The following is a 19813-nucleotide window of genomic DNA, read 5'->3' as shown; positions in this document are numbered from 1 at the left end:
TCTATCGGATCCCTGATCCCGGGGCCCGAGCGCGCAAGCGCGCGTGCTCGTCGCGTGGCGTTCGATCACGCGGCGTCGAGCCACGCGTCAGCGACGATCGACGCTGCCCTCGAACACGCGCGCTCCGTGCGCGGCGAGCGGGACGATCACCTCGCCGGCGCGTCGCTCGACCGACACCGCCTCGTCCTGCAGTCGATCGCGCCACGCACGGGCACCGAAGGTCCGCTGCGCGTCGGCGGGCAGCGTGATGCGCGCGCGACGGGCCTCGCCGCTCAGCTCGATCGCGACGAGCGCGGGCGCGACATCGCCCTCGGGATCGCGACGCAGGAACGCGAGCACCGCGTCCGCGGGATCCACCTCGAGCATCACGAGCTCACCCTCGGTCAGCGCGCGCACCGCGCGCCGCGTCGCGATGCCGCGCGCGAGGACGCGCGCCACGTCCTCGCCGCCTTCCCACACCAGCGGCTCCTCGTGCGCATAGGGCTCGTACTCCGCGCCGATCTCGGCGCCGGTGAAGAGCGCGGGGAGCCCCGGCAGCGTGAAGAGCAACATGCTCGCGGCGTCGTGCGCGCCGCGTCCCTGTCGCGTCAGGAAGCGCGCGCCGGTGTCGTTGTTGTCGAGGAAGCGCACGACCTCGAGCCCGTCGCGCGCGCGCTCGGTCGCGACGATCGCCTCGCGCAGCGCGGGCACGTCGATGCCGGGATCGGTGCCCGACCATCCCGTCGCCTCACGCCACGCCCAGTGCCCGACCTCGTCGGTCCAGTCGTACGCGGCGGCGAAGCCGACCTCGCGCCAGTAGGGATCGCGCGCGCTCGCCTCGGCGATCAACAAGAGCTGCGGATCGACGCGATAGAGCTCCTCCGAGAGCGCGCGGAAGAAGCCGGGCTCGCGCTGCTGCACGCCCCACGCGGCGTCGATGCGGAACCCGTCGACGTCGAGGTCGCGCGCCCAGTGCGCGAACGCCTCGCGCATCATGCGCTGCACCTCGGGATGCGCGTACTCGAGGTTCGGAAGGTTCTCCCAGTCGAAGTAGTGCGTGACCTCGCCGCCCTCGTCGCGATCGAAGAATTCGTAGTACGGCGAGCGCGGCCCGAAGCGCTGCGCATGCTCGAAGTACGGATGTCTGTCGGACGCGTGGTTCGGCACGAAGTCCATCAGCACGCGCATCCCGCGCGCGTGCGCGGCCTCGACGAGCGCGCGCAGATCCTCGGTCGTGCCGTAGCTCTCGCGCACGTCGAAGTAGTCGGTGACCGCGTAGCCGTAGTCGTCGTCGGGCGAGCGCGTGATCGGCGAGAGCCAGATCGTGTCGACCCCGAGCGCGCGCACCGCGTCGATCCGCGCGGTGATCGCGGGCAGCCCCGGCGCGCCGAACAAGAAGGGCACCGCGCCGTAGATCACCGCGTCCGCGATCCAGCGCGCGTGCTCCCGCATCGGATCGCTCACCCGCGCCGCTCCGCCCTCGACCACGAAGCGCGCCGCGGCGCGATCGCCGCGCCCCATCGCGTCGGTGATCTCGCCCTGCACGACGTACTCGCCGTCGTTCGCCGGCCTCTGCAGCACCACCGCACGATCGGTCACCGTCTCGATCGGCGCGCCGCCCTCGGTGACGAGCCCGACGCCGCTCCACGACGCGCGCACCAGCGGCGCGCTGCGCCCTTCCGCCGGCGTGCTCGACTCGAGATCGACGATCACCCGGTCGCCCTCGACCCTCGCCCGCACCACCGCGCGTGGTCGGTCCTCGAGCCGCACCAGGAGCCGCAGCGGCGCGCTCTCGACGCTCGTCCCACCCGCGAGCTCGCAGCGCGCGACGAGCACGTTCTCGCCCGACCCCAGCGGCACCGTCGCGACGAAGCGCTCGCCTTCGCGCTCCACCTCGATCTCGCTCGGCCCTCGCCGCAGCTCGACATCCACGCACGCGTCATCGGCGACGCCCTCCACGCGCCGCTCGAACGCCCACACGTCCGCATCCATCGAGGCGAACGCGACGCGTGGCGCGACCTCCTCCGCCCGCTCGATCCGCGGCGCCGGCGCACCGCACGCGACACCGAACGCGACGAGCACGAGCGCCACCGCACGAGACCCGTGCACCACCTGCGCGTGCTCGGCCGCGCCCCTCACAACGTCGGCACTCCCCGCCGCTTCTTGCCTTTCGGGAACACCGCGTCGATCCGCGCGACCTCGCCGTCGCTCAGCACGAGATCGATCGCGCCCGCGTTGTCCTCCACGTGCGCGACCTTGGAGGCCTTCGGGATCACCAGCGCGTCGGGCACGACCTGCAACAAGAACGCGAGCGCGACCTGCCTCGGCGTGGCCCCACGAGCGCGCGCGATCTCCGCGAGCACCTTGCCGCCCTTGCTCCCCGGCGCGGGAAATTCCCCCGATCCGAACGGCGAATAGCCCACCACCGCGACTCCGTGCGCCGCGCACCACGGCGCGACCGCGTGCTCGATCGCGCGCTCCTGCAGGTGGTGCAGCACCTGGTTGCACGCGATGCGTCCCTCGCCCGCGATCCGTCGCGCCTGCTCGAGCTCCTCCTCGTCGAAGTTGCTCACGCCCCAGCGCGCGATCTTCCCGTCGCGCACGAGCTGCTCGAACGCCGCGATCGTCTCCTCGAGCGGGAACGACCCCGGCCAGTGCAACAAGTACGCGTCGAGCCGATCGGTTCCGAGCCTCGCGAGGCTTCGCTCGCACGCCTCGATCGTCCCGCGCCGCGATGCGTTCGAGGGCAGCACCTTGCTCACGAGGAACACCTCGTCGCGCCGTCCCGCGATCGCCTCGCGCACGATCTCCTCGACACGCCCGCTCCCGTAGAGCTCCGCGGTGTCGACGTGGGTGAGCCCGAGATCGAGCCCACGCCGCAGCGCGCGCACGACCTCGTCGCGCGCATCCTGCTCCATGTTCCACGTCCCCTGGCCGATCACCGGCACGAGGACGTCCCCGAACCTCCGCGTCCGCACCCTCATCGGCATAGGCGCGGGCACCGCGATGCCCACCTCGGTGCGCATGGGCATCCCTTCGATGCGCACTGCGCACCACCCCGGATCGAGCGCCTTCGGGCGCGGTACGCCGGATGCTCTCGATGCGCGCGCATGACGATGCGACGCAACCTCCTCCGCGATCCACGCGGACAGCTCGGCACCGAGCAGCTCATCCTCGCGGGCACGCTCGCGGTCTTCGGCGCGACCGCGGTCGGCGCGCTCGGCGTCGCGAGCTCCGAGAGCTTCGTCGGCGATGGCGGCGAGCTCGACGACTCGGCGATCGCGGGGCTCGACCCCGGCCTCGGCGGCTTCGGCGACCTCGGCGTCGTGCCTCCCCCGTTCGGCGTGCCCGATCGCGATCGACGCCGCGACCGAGATCGTGATCGTGATCGCGATCGCGGCCCGGCGCGCGACTACGATCGCGACTACGATCGCGACGACGATCCGCGCCCCTGCTCACGCGGAAGCGATCGCGGCGGCGACGATCGCGGCGAGGGCCCGTCGAGCGCGCCGCCGATGCCGCGCCCCACCCTCGGCAACATCGAGGGCTTCGACGTCGGCGACCCCGAGCGGCTCAGCGATCACAACGGCAACCCGCTCGAGCGCGTGCGCGTCGGCAACATCACGATCACCGGCAGCCCCGAGTTCGTCGAGCGTGCGCGCCGCGATCTCGAGACCATCGCGAGCACCCCGAGCGGTCGTCGTCTCCTGCGATCCCTCCGCGACAGCGGCGGCAACGTGCAGGTCGGCTCGCAGGCGGGCGGCGGCGGCGCGACCGATCGCCTCGGTCCCTCGACCGCGCGCCTCTCCTACAACCCCGAGGACAACGCGCTCCCCGAGGGCGTGCCCGGCGGTCGCCCCGGCGAGTTCGGTCATCGCGACAACTACCCGAGCGACGTCACGCTCTTCCACGAGCTCGTGCACGCCGACGACATCGTGCGCGGCCAGAACCGCGATCGACGCGTGGGCCGTCGCGACGCGCGCATGTGCGGTCTGCGTCCCGCGTGCCGCGGCGTGCAGCAGAACGAGCTCCGCACCGTCGGCGTCGGTCCCTACGCCGACGCGGAGTTCACCGAGAACCAGTACCGCGCCGATCGCGGCCTGCCGCGCCGCGACTTCTACTCCGATCCCAACGAGCAGCGGCACATCACGCCCGAGGAGCGCCGCCGCATGGAAGAAGACGCCGCGCGCCATCGCGCGCGCCGCGAGGAGCTCGATCGCCTCGAGCGCGAGGAGAACGACCGCCGATCGCGCGGCGGCGACGATCGCCCGTGCTCGCGACGGTGACGGACCGATCGGATCAGCGACCGGCGCGCTCGTCGGCAGCGACCTGCTGCGCGGTGAACGGCTCGTCCCAGATCCGCAGATCGTCGATCGCCCCGATCAGCTGATCGTCGCCGGTGGGCCCGTTCTCGCCGACGTAGAGCGCGGAGCTCCCCGGCGTGCGGGTCATCGCCGCGGGCGTCGTCGCGACCTCCCTGCCGTCGACGTAGAGCCGCAGCGTCGCCTGCTCCGCGACGCACGCGACGTGATGCCACTCGCGCGCTCCGATCACCGCCGCGGCCATCGCCCAGCCCGATCCCGCGATCGTGATCGCGCAGCGCAGCTCGCCACCGGGATGCACGAAGATGCCGTACTGCCCGTCGTGATCGACGAGCCCCACGCGCCCGGTGAGCGGGAGCGAGTCGAGCCGCACCCACGCCAGGATCGACGTCTCGGTGTGCGCGAGCTCCGGTCGCGTCGCGACCACCGCGCTGCTCGCCGCGCCGAGCACCATCCCGCCATCCGGATCCCAGCCCACCCCGGTCACCAGCAGATCGTTCGCGCGGGGCCCGTGGTCGCGCGCGTCGCCGTCGAACGGATAACAAGCGACCAGCGCAGGGTCGTCGGCGCACAGCGGATGGCGCCCGGCATCGGGAGAGCCCGCGTCGTTCGAGCCCGCATCGACGTCGATCGTGCCCGCGTCGCCGGGATCGATCGTGCCCGCGTCCCGCTGCGCACCTCCGTCTCGCGGCGACGCGTACGGCACGATGCCGATGCGCTCGAGCGCGCACCCCGCGTGGACCACGCACAACCCCGACAATGCGACCGCGACGACGTGCTCCCTCACTCGCCTCCGCCCGACCGCGCACCCTGCCAGCGCGACCCGGTTCACCCGCATCGTACCTCTACCGCACGACGCTGCGCGCCCCCGCGCTCGACGAGACGGCGCCGAGCACTAGACTCGCGCTTCCGTCATGGCCCGCCCCCGCAGCACCACACCTCGCGATTCGGCCCAGAATCGCAAGCAGAAGCCCGACGCGGCCCCGCCGCGCGCGGGTCGCTGCGTGATCGCCGGGCGTCCGAACGTCGGCAAGTCCACCCTGCTCAACGCCCTCCTCGGGACGAAGCTCGCGATCGTCGCGCCGCGCCCCGGCACCACGCGCACGGTGCTGCTCGGCGTGTTCGACGCGCCGGTCGAGGGCGCGCGCACGCAGATCGCGTTCCTCGACACGCCCGGCCTCGAGGCGCCCAAGAGCATGCTCGGCCGCGTGCTCGTCGAAGAAGCGCAGGGCGCGCTCGAGCAGGGCGACGTGCTGCTCCTGCTCGTCGACGCCAGCGACGTGGTGAAGCGCCGCGCGCTCGCGCCCGAGGATCAGCGCGTGCTCGAGCTGATGAAGCCGCTCGGCAAGCCGATCGTCCTCGCGCTCAACAAGGTCGACAAGGTCAAGGACAAGGGCCAGCTGCTCCCGACGCTCGAGGTGCTCGCGAAAGCGCACCCCTGGGCGACGATCGTGCCCTGCTCGGCGCTGCGCGGCGCGAACCTCGCGCCGATCGTGAAGGAGATCCGCGAGCACCTGCCCGAGGGCCTCCTCTACGAAGAGGACGACGTGCTCACCGATCGTCCCGAGCGCTTCTTCGTCGCGGAGCTGGTGCGCGAAGCGCTGCTCGCGCACGTGCGACAGGAAGTGCCGCACGGCGTCGCGGTGCAGGTCGACGAGTGGGTCGACGAGGGCAAGCTGCTGCGCGTCGGCGTGACGATCATCGTCACCAAGGACTCGCACAAGGCGATCGTGATCGGCGCGCGCGGCGAGATGCTGAAGACGATCGGCCAGGAGGCGCGCGAGAACATCGAGTCGATGCTCGAGCGCAAGGTGTTCCTGCGCACCTTCGTGAAGGTGGTGCCGGGCTGGACCGAGGACCCCGAGAAGGTCCGCCGCCTGACGCGCGAAGGGAGCCTGCCGTGAGCGACGAGGAGTTCGAGGAGACGCCCTTCGAGGAAGAAGGCGCTCCGCAGAAGAAGAAGCGCAACCGGCGCAAGCAGCCGGTGCCCGCGGGTGCGATCTACGCGCGCCCGGTCGTCGCGATCGTCGGTCGACCCAACATCGGCAAGAGCACGCTCTTCAATCGCCTCGCGGGACAGCGCATCGCGATCGTCGAGGACGTCGCCGGCGTCACCCGCGATCGCCACTACGCCGACACGCTGATGCTGGGGCGCGAGGTCGTGCTGGTCGACACCGGCGGCTTCGATCCCGAGAGCGACGATCCGATGAAGGAGGGCATCGCGCAGCACGTGAAGCTCGCCCTCGAAGAGGCCGACGTCGTGGTGTGCGTGCTCGACGCGACGACCGGCGCGACCAGCGCCGACCAGGCCGCGATCTCGCTCCTGCGCCGCGCCGACAAGCCCGTGATCTACGCGGCGAACAAGGCCGACTCGAAGGCCCAGGTGCTGGCGGGCATGGAGCTCTACGAGCTCGGCATCGATCGCCTGATCCCGATCAGCGCGCTCCACGGCAACGGCATGTCGGAGCTCGAGGACGCGGTCGCCGAGGCGCTGCCCGCCGAAGGCACCGGCGCCTCGCAGCAGTGGGACGAGGCTATCCCGCGCGTCGCGATCGTCGGCCGCCCCAACGCGGGCAAGAGCTCGCTGGTGAACCGCCTGCTCGGCGAGAACCGCCAGCTCGTCGACTCGCGCCCCGGCACCACGATCGACGCGATCGACGCGCTCTACGAGCGCGGCGAGGACAAGTGGGTGCTGATCGACACCGCGGGCATGCGCCGCAAGCGCGGCATCGACAAGGGTGTCGAGGGCCTCGCGGTGATGAAGGCGATCAAGGCGATCGAGCGCAGCCACGTCGTGGTGCTGCTGGTCGACGCCGCGGAAGGGATCGCGGAGCAGGACGCGAAGCTCGCGGGGCTCGTCGTCGATCGCGGCCGCGCGCTCGTGGTCGGGCTCAACAAGGGCGACCTGATGAGCGACGTCGAGCGCAAGAAGGCGGTCGCGCGTGCGCGCGAAGTGCTCTCGTTCGCGCCCTGGGCGCGCGTCGTCACGGTCAGCGCGAAGACCGGCCGCGCGGTGAACAAGCTGATCGAGGCCGCGAACGCCGCGCTCGCCGAGCATCGCAAGCGCGTGACCACCGCGGAGCTCAACCGCTTCTTCGAGGAAGTGCTGGAGCACCACCCGCCTCCGACCCAGAAGGGCAAGGCAGTGCGGCTCTACTACGTGACGCAGGCCGAGACGCGCCCGCCGCGCTTCGTGATCGTGACGAACGAGCCCGAGGCCGTGCACTTCAGCTATCAGCGCTACGTGGCGAACGCGCTGCGCGAGCGCTTCGGCTTCGAGGGCACGCCGATCCGCCTCTCCTGGAAGCGCAAGACGCGGCGCGAGTAGCCGAGTCTCAACTCGGCTCGCCCACTCCGGGCCTCCCGTACGCGTGCCGAGCACGCTCCCGTGCGGGCCCTGCGCAGGCGAGCACTCCCGCAAGCGAGTCTCAACTCGGCTCGCCCACTCCGGGCCCTCCCGTACGCGTGCCGAGCACGCTCCCGTGCGGGCCCTGCGCAGGCGAGCACTCCCGCAAGCGAGTCTCAACTCGGCTCGCCCACTCCGGGCCCTCCCGTCCGCGTGCGGAGCACGCTCCCGTGCGGGCCCTGCGCAGGCGAGCACTCCCGCAAGCGCGGATTCGCGCAGCATCTCGCGTTCCGCTAGGCTGGATACGTGCACCTCCGCGCGCACGTCTTCTCCGCCTTTGCTTTTCTCTCCATCACCGGCGTCGCGGGCTGCGGCCTCACGCTCGACGTCGATCCGCCCGATCCCAGCGGCGGCTTCGATGCCGGCGCGTTCGACGCCGGCCCGATCGACGCGTCGCGCCCCGACGCCGACCGCGGCGATGCGGGTCCGCCCGACGACGAGTGTCTCGGCCAGCCGAACGGCACGCCGTGCGGCGCCGACGGCGCATCGCTGATCTGCGTCGACGATCGCTGCGAGCTCTCGTTCTGCGGCGACGGAGTCGTCGACTCGAGCACCGGCGAGCTGTGCGACGACGCGAACGATCGCACCGGCGACGGATGCGAGCCCGTCTCGTGCGTGCCGAGCTGCGACGACCCGCTCGACTGCGACGACGAGAACCCGTGCAACGGCGTCGAGATCTGCAGCGCGGGATCGAAGTGCGAGCCCGGCGTGCCCTCGACCGATCGCGTCTGCACGACGCCGAGCGGCGAGCCCGGCGTGTGCGACTCGGGCGTGTGCATCCCTGCCGGCTGCGGCAACGGCGTGCACGAAGAAGGCGAGGAGTGCGACGACGGCAACTCGATGGCGGGCGACGGCTGCGAGCCCGACTGCCATCCCTCGTGTCGCGAGGATCTCGACTGCGACGACGTCGACGCGTGCACCGGCGAGGAGTCGTGCGACGTGAACGCCGGCTGTCAGCGCGGCGTCCCTCCTCCGTGCGCGCCCGAGGACGACTGCCACACCGCGATGTGCAACCCGCGCACGGGCTGCGAGGTCGCGCTCGTCGACATGGATCGCGACGGCCACGCCCCCGAGCTGATCGGCGCGTGCGGCGACGACTGCGACGACCTCGATCCCAACCGCTACGGGGGCGCGCCCGAGCAGTGCAACGAGCTCGACGACGACTGCGACGGCGCGGTCGACGAGGAGATCGTCGAGATCGAGTGCTACGGCGACACCGACGCCGACGGCTTCGGCAGCGTGAACCGCGCGATCCGCGACTGCTCGTGCCCGGCGGGCACCACGCCGAACGGCGGCGACTGCTTCGACGAGCCCACGCCGGTCGGCGAAGCGGTCAATCCCGCGCAGACGCGCTTCTTCCGCATGCCGTACTGCCGCGACGGCGGCCCCGGCACCTCGTGCTCGTTCGACTACGACTGCAACGGCAACGAGGAGCGCGAGTTCGAGCAGATCCACCGCCAGTGCAGCGCGCTCACCGTGCTCATGCGCTGCACCGGCCAGGGCTGGCGCGGCGGTGTCCCCGGCTGCGGCGCCGAGGGCACGTGGGTCGAGTGCGATGGCCTGCTGGGCCCGCTGGGGCTGATCTGCACGCCCCGCGACACGCGTCGCGTGCAGACCTGCCGCTGAGCCCAATCCATCACGTGCGTGAATGGATCCCCCCGGATCCATTCACGCACGTCATCACCGCGCGATCGCCTGCTCCACGCTCGCGCGCTGCGCCTGCACCCTCGCCGCGCACAGCTCGATCGCCTCGATCGCGCCCGCGAGGTTGCGCGGCCCGCCCGCGAGCTCCGCGATGCGCGGCTCGAAGAACGTGCGCACCCGCTCGGCGTCCTCGCGCGAGCAGAACCCCGCGAAGAGCCACGGCGTCGCGCCCGCGCGCGTCGTCGCGATGCGCTCCGCGAGCCGATCGAAGTGCTCCACCAGCCACGCCCACGCGCGCTCGCGCCCCTCGTCGTGCTCCGCCTGCACGCTCAGCGGGATCAGCACCTCGTTCACGCGGAGCCGCGCGTCGAGCCCGAGATCGAGCGCCCTCGCCGCGAGCGCGGGATCCTCGGTGCTCGAGAGCGCCGCGATCAGACGCGCGCGCACCACGGCATCCTCGGTCGCGAAGAGCGTCGTCTGCACCGCGTCGAAGAGCGCCGCATCGCCCTCCTGCACCGCGACCGCCGCCGCGATCCCCGCGAGGTCGGACGCGACCGCGTCGGCGTGGATCGCACCGTCGCCACCCGCGCCGAGGTACGCGCGCCCGCGACGCGCCGCTTCGGTGCGCACCCGCGGATCACGCGCCACGTTCGCCATGAACCCGAGCACGTCTCGCCGCAGCAGCCGCGTGTCTCCGTCCTCGCGCGGGCGAGGCGTCCATCCGAGCCGCGTCGCGCTCGTGCGATAGAGCCCTCCCGCCCAGGTGCGCGCCGCCGCCTCGTGCTCCGGCGACACGATCTGCTCGACCACGTTCCCCGCGAGGCCCATCGGGTCGGTCGCGACGACCCGCACCGAGTCGCCGGCGATCCGCGGGAGCGCCCCGATCACGTCGCCGCCCGGGATCGTCGCGCTCGCGAACGCCGCGCGCAGGTTGTTCGCCACGCTCGCGCGCTCCATCGCCGAGAGCCGCGTCCCACCGCGCTCGAGCAGCGCCCGCAGCTGCTCGGGCGGCAGCGTCCAGCGGTAGTACCCACGCGCGCCCGCGTTCGGCATGACCCACGCGGGACAGCCCTGCACCTCCGCGGGCGACACATCCGCGAGCGACACGTCCGCGCTCGCCGCGCTCAGCAGATCACACGTCGTCGCGAGCTGCGTCCCGCGCGCCGGATACGTGATGCACACCGGGATGCTCCACGTGCGATCGCGCGGCGCGGTCGAGCCCACCGGCGTGTAGCGCGACTGCGCGAGGTGCACGACCGGTGGTGCGCCCTCCGCGCACTCGAGCCGCGCCTCGACGAGCGGCACGCCCGGCTGCTCGAGGAACGTGCGGAACGGCGTCATCACGTCGCGTCCCGCCGACTCGCTCAGCGCCGCGAGCAGGTCCTCGCTGGTCGCGGTGCCGAAGCGATGCTGCCGCAGGTACGTGCGGATGCCTTCGCGGAAGACGTCCTCGCCGACCCACGCCTCGAACATCGAGAGCACGCCCGCGCCCTTCGAGTACGTGATCGAGTCGAACGCGTTGCGGATGTCGTGATCACTCTCGATCGGCTGGCGGATGCGTCGCGCCGACGCGAGCGAGTCCTGGCCCATCGCGCCGTGCACCGCGGAGAGCTGCGCGAGATCCGCGTTCATCTCGGGATACACGCGCGCGACGGTCTTCGATGCCATCCACGTCGCGAACGCCTCGTTGAGCCAGATGTCGTCCCACCACGGCATCGTGACGAGGTTGCCGAACCACTGGTGCGCGAGCTCGTGCGCCATCACGTTCGCGAAGCCGCGCACCTGATCCTCGGGCGGGCTCGCGCCGAGCAGCAGCAGGAACTCGCGGAACGTGATCGCGCCCGCGTTCTCCATCGCGCCCGACGCGAAGTCCGGCACCGCGATGATGTCGAGCTTGTCGTACGGGTACTCGGTCCCGAAGTAGTCCTCGAGCGCAGCGACGATGCGCGGCGTGTGCTCCATCGCGTGCGCGAGCTCGGGCCCTCGACCGCGCGCCGCGATCCCCCGGAACGGAAGCGGACGCGAGCGCACCGCGCTCGGCGGGATCGCCGCGCCCTCGACCACGTCGAGCGGCCCGACCGCCATCGCGACGAGGTACGTCGGCAGCGGCAGCGTCGTCGCGTAGCGCACCCGATCGAGCCCGCTCTCGAGCTGCGTGCGCTCGAGCTCGCGCGTGTTCGCGATCGCGACGTGGTCGCGGTGCACCGTGAGCTCGATGTCGAACGGCGTCTTCCAGCGCGGCTCGTCGAACGAGGGGAACGCGTAGCGCGCGCTCGTCGCCTCGAACTGCGTGAACGCGTAGTGATCCTCGCCCACGTCGACGCGATAGAGCCCCTTGAGCTGGCGATCGAAGGGCGCCTCGTACGCGATGTGGATCGTCACGTCGCCCGGCCCGACCGGCGTCGCGGTGCGCAGCGCGGCGATGCCCTCGCGCTCCGCGGGATGCCAGGTCGCGGGTACGCTCACCGGCTCGTCGCTCTCCTCGTCGACGTGCTCGATCGACGCTGCCGACACGTCCATGCGCGCGCCGTGGATCCAGATGCGCGACGTCGCTTCGGCGAGGCGCGCGCGGATCCACACCTCGCCGCGGAAGCGATCGTTCTCGGGCAGCACCTCGAGCGCGACGCGGTAGTGCAGCGGTGTGACGCCCGCGGGCAGCGGTCCGTCGGGCGGTGTCTCGTCGGGCGCGCTCGTGGGCGTGACCGCGCGCGCGGTGTCGGGTGTCGTGATGCGCGTCGCGCCGCTCGGGCCGCACGCGCCGGCGAGGGCTGCGATCGACGCAGCGAGGAGGGTTGCGATCGGCCTCTTTCTCATGGTCGCCGCGATATAGCGCGGCACATCTCGCGAGGACAGAATGGCGCCCCGTGATCCGGCCCCTCGCTGCGTCGATCGCTGCGCTCGCCCTCGTCGCATGCACCGACGACGTCGTGCTCGGTGCGCGCTGCACGTACGCGAGCGACTGCGCCGAGGGCCTCGCGTGCGTGGGCGGTCGATGCGGCAGCGAGTGCCGCGAGCACCGCGACTGTCCGCCGGGCACCGAGTGCCTGCACGGCAACGTCGCGTCGCGCTGCGCGCTCTCCGACGACGAAGGCTGTCCGTGCGACGACGGGCTCGTCTGCGGCGACGACGATCGCTGTCACTCGCCGTGTGGCGAGACCTGCCCCGACGGGATCTGCGCGCCCGACGGAACCTGCCGTACGGCCGGTGACCAGCCCGACGCGGGACCCGCGCCCTACGCGCCGCACGTCGCGTGCGAGACCGCGCCGGTCTGCGGCGCCGGGCACGTCTGCGTCGATCACCATCGCGGTGGTCGCGCGTGCCGCGCACCGTGCAGCGCGCAGGAGGACTGTGTGGGCGCCGACTCCGTCTGCCACTACTTCGTCGACTCGCGGAGCCCGAGCGGCGTCTACGCGTGCACGATCGCGTGCGACCCGATCACGTCCGACGGATGCGCCGAGGGCGAGGCGTGCGACTGGATCGACGGGCTCGGCCCCGGCGACGCGTACGTGCCGCACTTCGAGTGTCGTCGCGCGCTCTTCCCGGGGTTGCAGGGCGACGCGTGCGGCTCGGGCACGCCCACGCCGACCTCGTGCGCGCCGGGCTTCGTGTGCGAGCTCGGGGTCTCGCGCGATCCCGGCGAGGGCGAGTACGGATGCGCGCGCTGGTGCGTGCTCGGCGCGTCGGCGAGCACGGCCGGATGCGCGAGCGGCGAGCGCTGCAACGGCCACTCGTCGCCGCGCGAGGTCGGCGGCGTGATCTACGGCTACTGCATGCCGGGGGACGCGTGATCGCGCGATCGATCACGATCGTGATCGTGCTCTGCGCGATCGGGTGCGGAGAGCGCGACGCTGCACCGGCGCCCGTCGCGCCCTCGGCCCCCAGCGATCCGCGCTGCATCTCGCTCTGCGAGCACAGCGCCGCGTGCCTCGACGCGCGCGGGATCGCGCGCACCGACGCGGAGGACGATTGCGCCGGATCGTGCCGGCCCGGAGGGCTCTACGCCGCGATGCCCGAGGACGTGCTCGCGTGCGCTCCCCATCACGACTGTGCAGCGCTGGACGCATGCACCGGGGCCGCGCTCGACACGGTCCTCGGAGTCGACGATCCCCAGCGTCCCCATCCGGAGGAGCACTCGGTGCTCCGCAGCTGGCCAGAGGGGCTTCCATCCATCCCCGGGGGCATGCCCCTGCCGGTGCGCGACGGTGATCCCCTGACGATCGCGCGCGTCGCGTACCCCAGCACCCCGGAAGGCATGGAATCGCTGCTGCGCGCCGAGCTCGAGCGCGCGGGATGGCAGGCGGATCCCACGATCGTCGAGGAAAACGCCCTGCGCTTCTTCGTGCGGCGCGGCGACACCGAGCTCGGCGTGTCGATCTACGCGGACCAGCCGGGACGCTCGGTCCTCCAAGTCTTCGCTTTTGGCGACTCCCGACCATGACAGGGATGTCACAGCGGCGTGCCGTGGCCGCCCGCAACCGAGCCGGAGCCCTGCGGAACCATTCGCGAAAAGACCGAAGTGTCGCGAACTCCGACAGGGGGCACGGATGGTGCTAAACCGCGGCTCCGCGAGGCGCGTTGCATAGGCGCCGACGTTCGACCGACCAAGGACGTCTTTTGCGGGGAGACCGGATCGAGATGCGGCTGAAAGCAGCGGCGAAGGCGCTCGGGAGCGAGACCCTCGGGTCAGAGGGCACGCCCGGCGATGCCTCCGCCTCGAGCAGTGATCGCGACGCGAGCGGTGGTCGGAGCTCTGGCGTCATCGCCAGTGCTGGCTTTCCGGCGGCAGGGATCGCGGGCGCCGCGATCGGCCCCAGCGGGTTCGCGGGGGCCGGGTTCGCCAGCGCCAAGGGCGTCGCCGGCGGCAACGGTCTCGCCGTCGTGCTCGACGCCGTCTCGCGCCAGGCGCGCGACACGCTGCGCCAGCAGGCCGCCGCGATCGCGAAGCTCGGCGAGCGCCTCGACGAGCGCTTCGGTCGCGCCGTCCGGATGCTGCAGGGCATCGAGGGCCACGTCGTCGTCACCGGTCTCGGCAAGTCGGGCCACATCGGCCGCAAGATCGCGGCGACCCTCGCCTCGACCGGCACCCCCAGCTTCTTCGTGCACACGACCGAGGCGCTGCACGGCGACCTCGGCATGATCACCTCGCGCGACGCGGTGATCCTGATCTCGTACAGCGGCGAGACCGCCGAGCTCCTGCAGCTCCTGCCGTACCTGCGCCGCCGCGGCGTGCCGACGGTCGCGCTGGTCGGCGCGCCCGACTCGCGCCTCGCGCTCGGCGCCGATCTCGCGCTCGACGTGTCGGTCGATCGCGAGGTCTGTCCGCACAACCTCGCGCCCACGAGCTCGACCCTCGCGACCCTCGCGATGGGCGACACCCTCGCGATCGCGCTGATGCGGGTGCGCAGCTTCCGCGAGGAGGACTTCGCGAGCATCCATCCGGGCGGCAGTCTCGGGCGTCGGCTCGCGCGTGTCGGTGAGGTCGCGCTCACCGACGGTCTCGTCTTCGTCAGCCCCGACACGGCCGTGAGCGAGTGCGTGCTCGCCCTCACGTCGAGCGACGTCGGCGTCGCGCTGGTCCGCGACGAGAACGGGATGATCGTCGGGATGGTCTCGGCGATCGAGCTGCAGCGCGCGATGAACAGCGTCGAGGGCTGCCTGCGCGCGTCGGTGCGCGAGATCATGAGCGTCAGCGTCCCGGTCGTGGACGAGGACACGCTCGTCCTCGACGCCGAGCAGCGGATCGAGAACGAAGGACTGTTCGCGCTCCTGGTGCTCGACGACGAGGGCCAGCCGAGCGGCATCCTCACGCGCGCTCGCAGGCGCTAGCTCATGCGGCTCGAGCTCCGACATCACGCCCTGATCGCCCTGTCCCTCGCGCTCGCCGCGTGCGGCGGCGCCCCGGTCCGCGACGAGGACGTCTTCCACGAGCCGGGGCTGCGAGCCGGCAGCGTGCCCGCACGCGACGATGTCGAGCGCGAGCTCCTCGCGGTCATCGCGACCGCGCCGCCCGAGCAGCCGATCGAGGTCCGCGGCCGGACGTTCGTCGCGCACGCGGCGTATGCGAGCGCGAGCGGGCGCCTCTGCACGTGGGTCGACGAGCCGAGGGCGACGAGCGCGCCGACGCGGCTCGCGTGCGAGGGCGGTGATGGCTGGGTCTTCGTGCCCGACGTCTTCGGCGGAGACGACCCCTTCGCGGAGCCGACGGAGACGCCGTGAGCTGGTTCTTGCGCGGCGCGCGCGTGCAGTTGCGCGTGATCGCGGCCCTCGCGCTCCGCGAGACGCGTACGCGGTTCGGGGGGCACGCCCTCGGCTACGTGTGGGCGCTCGCCGAGCCGCTCTTCTGGGTCCTGACGTTCTTCGCGATGTTCACGTTCCTGAGCCGCAACGCACCCGAGCGGCTGGACGTGATCGGATTCCTGACGACCGGCATCGTCACCTACGAGCTCGTCATGAAGACGCAGGAGCGCGCGAGCACCGCGATCGCGGGGAACCGCGCGCTCCTCTTCTACCCGCAGGTGCACACGCTCGACCTCGTCTGGGCGCGCATGGCGCTCGAGTTCGCGACGTACATGGCGGTGCTCGTGCTCATCCTCGGGACGAACGCGATGATCCGCGGGGAGCTCGAGATCGCGTCGTTGCTCGACGTGCTCCTCGGGCTCGGGCTCGCGACGCTCCTCGGTGGCGCCACCGGCCTCGTGCTCTGCTCGCTGCAGCTCGTGTGGCCCACGCTCGAGCGCGTGAAGGGGCCGCTGATGCGCCCGCTCTTCTGGACCTCGGGGCTCTTCTTCACGGCGCACATGCTCCCGCAGCGAGTCCGCGACGCCATGCTCTGGAACCCCGTGCTCCAGTGCATCGAGCTCGTCCGCGGCGGCTGGTTCACCGGCTACCGCAACGACTACGTCGACGTCGGCTACGTCGTCGCCTGGGTCATCGGTTCGTGGTTCGTCGCCCTGACGCTCGAGCGATCCGTCCGACACCGAATCGAGGTTTCGTGATGTCCGTGCCGGTGATGGAGCTCCAAGAGGTCACGAAGGCGTACCGCACGAACCGCGGTCCGCACGTGGTGCTCGATCGCATCTCGCTCGCGTTCGAGCGGAACGAGAACGTCGGCATCCTCGGGCGCAACGGCGCGGGCAAGAGCACGCTGCTGCGCATCCTCGGCGGCGCGGAGCAGCCCGACGCGGGCCGCGTCGTGCGCCGCGGCCGCGTGTCGTGGCCGATCGGCTTCGCGGGTGGGTTCCACGGCTCGCTCTCGGGCGAGGAGAACTGCCGCTTCATCGCGCGCATCTACGACGCCGACGTGGACGACGTCGTCGAGCGCACGCGCGTGTTCGCGGAGATCGGCGACTACTTCAACGAGCCCGTCCGCACGTACTCGTCGGGCATGCGCGCGCGCGTCGCGTTCGGCCTCTCGATGGCGATCGACTTCGAGGTGTATCTCGTCGACGAGGTCACGGCGGTCGGCGACAAGCCGTTCCAGGAGCGGTGTCGCCAGGCGTTCGCCGAGCGTCGAGCCAAGAGCTCGATCATCATGGTGTCCCACAGCCTCGGGACGATCGCGGACTACTGCACGCGCTTCGTCCTCCTGGTCGACGGTCGCCTCCAGGTATTCGACGACATGGGGCTCGCCGAGAAAGAATACCGGAGGTACGCCGCGTGACTGCGCAGGTATCGGGAGAGGCTCGCGCCGAGACCGTGCGCGCGCTGCGGAAGCTCCGCCAGCGCCGCATCGCGACCCGCATGGCGCTCGGCGTCGGCGTGCCGACGCTCGTGGCGTCGATCTACTTCGGCGCGATCGCGTCGCGTCAGTACGAGTCGGTCACCTCGTTCACCATCCAGTCCGCCGAGACGCCGAGCGTCGCGTCTCCGCTCCAGGCGCTGATCGCGAGCGTCCCCGGGACCGCGGGTCGCGACACGATGGTCGTCGAGCAGTACATCGAGTCGCGCGACATGGTCGATCTGCTCGTGCGCGACCACGCGCTGCGCGAGCACTACTCCGACGAGCGGATCGACTGGGTCTCGCGGCTGTCCCCCGACGCGACGATCGACGACGTCCACGCGTACTACCGCGACAAGGTCGCGGTCGTCCTCGACGATCACGCGGGCACGGTCACGCTTCGCGTCCGGGCGTTCTCGCCGCAGCAGGCGGAGGCCTTCGGGCAGGCGATCCTCGCGGCGAGCGAGGAGATGGTGAACCGGCTCAGCGAGCGCGCGCGCTCGGATCGCATGCGGCTCGCGCAGGATCAGGTCGCGACGGCGACGGCGCGCCTCACCGCGGCGCGGCAGGCGCTGCTCGAGATCCAGGCGCAGGGCGCGGAGCTGAACCCGCAAGCGTCCGCGACGGCCGTGCTCGAGATCCGCAGCCAGCTCGAGGGCGAGCTCGCGATCGCACGCGCGGAGCTCGCGACGCTCACGGCGACGCTGCAGCGCGACGCGCCGCAGGTCGTCGAGCAGCGCCGGCGCGTCGGTGCGCTCCAGCACCAGATCGACGAGCAGACGCAGCGCCTCGCGGGTGACCGCGAGGGCTTGAGCGCGACGATCGCGCGGTTCGAGCCGATCTACGTCGAGAAGGAGCTCTCGGAGCGCCTCTACGAGGCGTCGCTCGCGTCGCTCGAGGTCGCGCGCCTCGACTCCGCCCGCCAGCACCGCTACGTGGTGCGCATCGCCGGCCCCTCGCTGCCCGAGGCACCGGCTCATCCGGTGGTCTGGCGCGAGGTCGTCACGGTGCTGCTCGTCAGCTTCGCGCTGCTCGGCATCGGCACGCTCGTGATCGCGTCGGTCCGCGAGCACGCGAACGTTTGAGCTCCAACCATGTTCGTTCGACGATCGATCTCCTCGCTCCTGCTCGTCTCCATCCTGACTGCGTCGGTGCCCGTGGGGGCCCAGGAGGCGCCTCCTCGTGCCGCAGCGGCGGCGAGCGCGGCGCCAGCCGCGGCGCCGAGCGCTCCTCCCGAGGTGATGCCGCGCCCGCACCCGTTCGGCGCGTCGCTGTTCACCGGGAGCTACGCCGCGCAGCGCGAGAGCGGGCTCAACCCCGACTATCGCGTGCTCCCCGGCGATCGCGTGATGGTGAACGCCTGGGGCGCGGTCACGGTCAACGAGATCCTGACCGTCGACACCCAGGGCAATCTCTTCCTGCCCGGCGTCGGGCCGGTCCACGTCGCGGGCGTTCGCAACGACGAGCTGACGCGAACGGTGCGCGCCGCGATGCAGCGCCTCTATCGCGGCTCGTTCGACGTCTACACGAACCTGCTCAACGCGAGCCCCGTCGCGGTGTTCGTGACCGGCGGCGTGCGGCGGCCCGGACGTTATGCGGGCATCCCGTCGGACTCGGTGCTCGTGTTCCTCGATCAGGCGGGCGGGATCGAGCCGGAATCGGGCAGCTACCGCCGGATCACCGTGCTGCGCGGCGGACAGGCGATCGCCGAGCTCGATCTCTACGACTTCCTGCTGCGCGGTCAGCTGACGACGCCGCAATTCGAGGACGGCGACGTCGTCCTCGTGGGGCGGCGCGGCCCGACCGTGGAGGTGCAGCCGCACGCGCTCGAGCCGGTGCTCGTCGAGCTCGCGGGCGAAGGCGACGCGACCGGCGCCGACGTGCTCGAGGTGATCGTCCCGGGCGCGCGCGTCGACTCGGTCACGGTGCGCGGCGCGCGCGAGGGCCTCCCGACCGCGCGCACGTTCGCGGTGTCGAGCTTCGGCGGGGTCCGACTGCGCGACGGCGACATCGTCAGCTTCCGACAGGACCTGCAGGCCGACTTCATCGTCGTGCGCATCGAGGGCGAGTTCCTCGGGCACGGGGAGTTCGCGGTCGCGCGCGGGACGCGTCTGCTCGATCTGCTCAACTACGTGCCGGTCGACCCCGAGCTCGCGAACGTCGGGGCGGTCTCGCTGCGCCGTCGCAGCGTGCAGGCGCAACAGCGACAGTCGCTGCAGGAGAGCCTCGATCGCCTCGAGCGCGCGGTGCTCCTCGCGCAGAGCGACACCCAGGGCGAGGCCGCGATCCGCCGCCAGGAAGCCGAGATGATGCGCACCTTCGTCGCCCAGGCGCGACAGGCGCAGCCGCACGGCATCGTCGTCACGTCGACCGCAGGTCGGCAGGTCAACGTGATCCTCGAGGACGGCGACGTGATCGTCATCCCGCCGCACACGAACGTCGTGCGCATCGTGGGCGAGGTGATGATGTCGCAGGCCGTGATGTACCGGCCCGATCTCAGCGTCGACCAGTACGTGCGCATGGTCGGCGGCTACACGGATCGCGCGAATCGCGGCCACATCATCGTGCGGCGCGCGAACGCCGAGATCGAGATCGGCGGCGGCGACATCCGCCTGCAGCCGGGCGACGAAGTGATCATCCCGCCCAACGTCGACGACAAGTGGCTGCAGAACGGGATCGATCTCGCGCAGGTCATCTATCAGCTGGCGGTCGCGGCCTCGGTCGTGATCCGGACCGGGCTGTGAT

16 protein-coding genes are annotated in these 19813 nt (G+C 71.8%); 12 read left to right on the top strand and 4 right to left on the bottom strand.

Annotated elements, in window-relative coordinates:
• Positions 1-87: 87 nt before the first annotated feature.
• Both I5071_RS44155 and I5071_RS44150 read right to left on the bottom strand, forming a co-directional pair.
• Positions 88-2088 carry an alpha-amylase family glycosyl hydrolase gene (locus I5071_RS44155; protein WP_236519437.1) on the bottom strand — a complete coding sequence of 667 codons (2001 nt, stop codon included), beginning with the start codon at positions 2086-2088 and terminating at the stop codon, positions 88-90.
• Positions 2089-2114: 26 nt separating this feature from the next.
• On the bottom strand, positions 2115-2957 hold the full coding sequence (locus I5071_RS44150) for an aldo/keto reductase (RefSeq protein ID WP_268921197.1): 843 nt from the start codon (positions 2955-2957) through the stop codon (positions 2115-2117).
• A 132-nt stretch (positions 2958-3089) separates the two neighbouring features.
• Here I5071_RS44150 and I5071_RS44145 point away from each other — a divergent pair, with 132 nt between their 5' ends.
• Positions 3090-4265 carry a M91 family zinc metallopeptidase gene (locus tag I5071_RS44145; RefSeq protein ID WP_236519436.1) on the top strand — a complete coding sequence of 392 codons (1176 nt, stop codon included), beginning with the start codon at positions 3090-3092 and terminating at the stop codon, positions 4263-4265.
• Positions 4266-4278: 13 nt separating this feature from the next.
• Here I5071_RS44145 and I5071_RS44140 read toward each other — a convergent pair whose 3' ends face one another.
• A complete protein-coding gene (locus I5071_RS44140; protein ID WP_236519435.1) occupies positions 4279-5088 on the bottom strand; it encodes a LamG domain-containing protein in 810 nt (269 codons plus the stop codon).
• Between the two features lie 127 nt (positions 5089-5215).
• On the opposite strand from I5071_RS44140, the gene era reads away from it, so the two are divergent.
• The 3 genes from era (at position 5216) to I5071_RS44125 (ending at position 9333) form a co-directional block, all read left to right on the top strand.
• The gene (gene era, locus I5071_RS44135; protein ID WP_236519434.1) at positions 5216-6205 is read left to right on the top strand and encodes a GTPase Era; all 990 of its coding nucleotides are present in this window, start codon (positions 5216-5218) and stop codon (positions 6203-6205) included.
• The gene (der, locus tag I5071_RS44130) at positions 6202-7629 is read left to right on the top strand and encodes a ribosome biogenesis GTPase Der (RefSeq protein WP_236519433.1); all 1428 of its coding nucleotides are present in this window, start codon (positions 6202-6204) and stop codon (positions 7627-7629) included. The genes era and der overlap by 4 nt, the downstream gene beginning before the upstream one ends.
• Before the next feature lie 324 nt (positions 7630-7953).
• The gene (locus I5071_RS44125; RefSeq protein ID WP_236519432.1) at positions 7954-9333 is read left to right on the top strand and encodes a MopE-related protein; all 1380 of its coding nucleotides are present in this window, start codon (positions 7954-7956) and stop codon (positions 9331-9333) included.
• Positions 9334-9387: 54 nt separating this feature from the next.
• Here I5071_RS44125 and I5071_RS44120 read toward each other — a convergent pair whose 3' ends face one another.
• Positions 9388-12165 (bottom strand): M1 family metallopeptidase, encoded by a 2778-nt coding sequence (locus I5071_RS44120; RefSeq protein ID WP_236519431.1) that lies wholly within the window; start codon positions 12163-12165, stop codon positions 9388-9390.
• A gap of 50 nt (positions 12166-12215) precedes the next feature.
• On the opposite strand from I5071_RS44120, the gene I5071_RS44115 reads away from it, so the two are divergent.
• From I5071_RS44115 to I5071_RS44080, 8 genes are all read left to right on the top strand, one after another.
• Complete coding sequence (locus I5071_RS44115) at positions 12216-13139, top strand: hypothetical protein (RefSeq protein WP_236519430.1); 924 nt, start codon at positions 12216-12218, stop codon at positions 13137-13139.
• Entirely contained in the window at positions 13136-13789 is a 654-nt protein-coding gene (locus I5071_RS44110) for a hypothetical protein (protein ID WP_236519429.1), read from the top strand. The genes I5071_RS44115 and I5071_RS44110 overlap by 4 nt, the downstream gene beginning before the upstream one ends.
• Positions 13790-13986: 197 nt before the next feature.
• Positions 13987-15177 carry a KpsF/GutQ family sugar-phosphate isomerase gene (locus I5071_RS44105; RefSeq protein WP_236519428.1) on the top strand — a complete coding sequence of 397 codons (1191 nt, stop codon included), beginning with the start codon at positions 13987-13989 and terminating at the stop codon, positions 15175-15177.
• 3 nt (positions 15178-15180) lie between these two features.
• Positions 15181-15567 (top strand): hypothetical protein, encoded by a 387-nt coding sequence (locus tag I5071_RS44100; protein WP_236519427.1) that lies wholly within the window; start codon positions 15181-15183, stop codon positions 15565-15567.
• Positions 15564-16346: an ABC transporter permease gene (locus I5071_RS44095; protein WP_236519426.1), complete on the top strand. Its 783-nt coding sequence runs from the start codon at positions 15564-15566 to the stop codon at positions 16344-16346. The genes I5071_RS44100 and I5071_RS44095 overlap by 4 nt, the downstream gene beginning before the upstream one ends.
• Entirely contained in the window at positions 16346-17011 is a 666-nt protein-coding gene (locus I5071_RS44090) for an ABC transporter ATP-binding protein (RefSeq protein WP_236519425.1), read from the top strand. The genes I5071_RS44095 and I5071_RS44090 overlap by 1 nt, the downstream gene beginning before the upstream one ends.
• Positions 17008-18153: a hypothetical protein gene (locus tag I5071_RS44085; protein ID WP_236519424.1), complete on the top strand. Its 1146-nt coding sequence runs from the start codon at positions 17008-17010 to the stop codon at positions 18151-18153. The genes I5071_RS44090 and I5071_RS44085 overlap by 4 nt, the downstream gene beginning before the upstream one ends.
• A 9-nt stretch (positions 18154-18162) precedes the next feature.
• A complete protein-coding gene (locus I5071_RS44080; protein ID WP_236519423.1) occupies positions 18163-19812 on the top strand; it encodes a polysaccharide biosynthesis/export family protein in 1650 nt (549 codons plus the stop codon).
• Position 19813 lies beyond the last annotated feature (1 nt).

Origin of the sequence: Sandaracinus amylolyticus, assembly GCF_021631985.1 — a bacterium.
Lineage (GTDB): Bacteria > Myxococcota_A > Polyangia > Polyangiales > Sandaracinaceae > Sandaracinus > Sandaracinus amylolyticus_A.
This window is presented reverse-complemented; position numbering and strand designations above follow the sequence as displayed.

What these genes read in the sequence shown, in the direction of transcription:
- I5071_RS44145 (WP_236519436.1), top strand. Translation starts at nt 3,090, where the DNA reads ATGACGATGCGACGCAACCTCCTCCGCGATCCACGCGGACAGCTCGGC.
- era (WP_236519434.1), top strand. Translation starts at nt 5,216, where the DNA reads ATGGCCCGCCCCCGCAGCACCACACCTCGCGATTCGGCCCAGAATCGC.
- I5071_RS44120 (WP_236519431.1), bottom strand. Translation starts at nt 12,165, where the DNA reads ATGAGAAAGAGGCCGATCGCAACCCTCCTCGCTGCGTCGATCGCAGCC.
- I5071_RS44105 (WP_236519428.1), top strand. Translation starts at nt 13,987, where the DNA reads ATGCGGCTGAAAGCAGCGGCGAAGGCGCTCGGGAGCGAGACCCTCGGG.
- I5071_RS44100 (WP_236519427.1), top strand. Translation starts at nt 15,181, where the DNA reads ATGCGGCTCGAGCTCCGACATCACGCCCTGATCGCCCTGTCCCTCGCG.
- I5071_RS44090 (WP_236519425.1), top strand. Translation starts at nt 16,346, where the DNA reads ATGTCCGTGCCGGTGATGGAGCTCCAAGAGGTCACGAAGGCGTACCGC.
- I5071_RS44080 (WP_236519423.1), top strand. Translation starts at nt 18,163, where the DNA reads ATGTTCGTTCGACGATCGATCTCCTCGCTCCTGCTCGTCTCCATCCTG.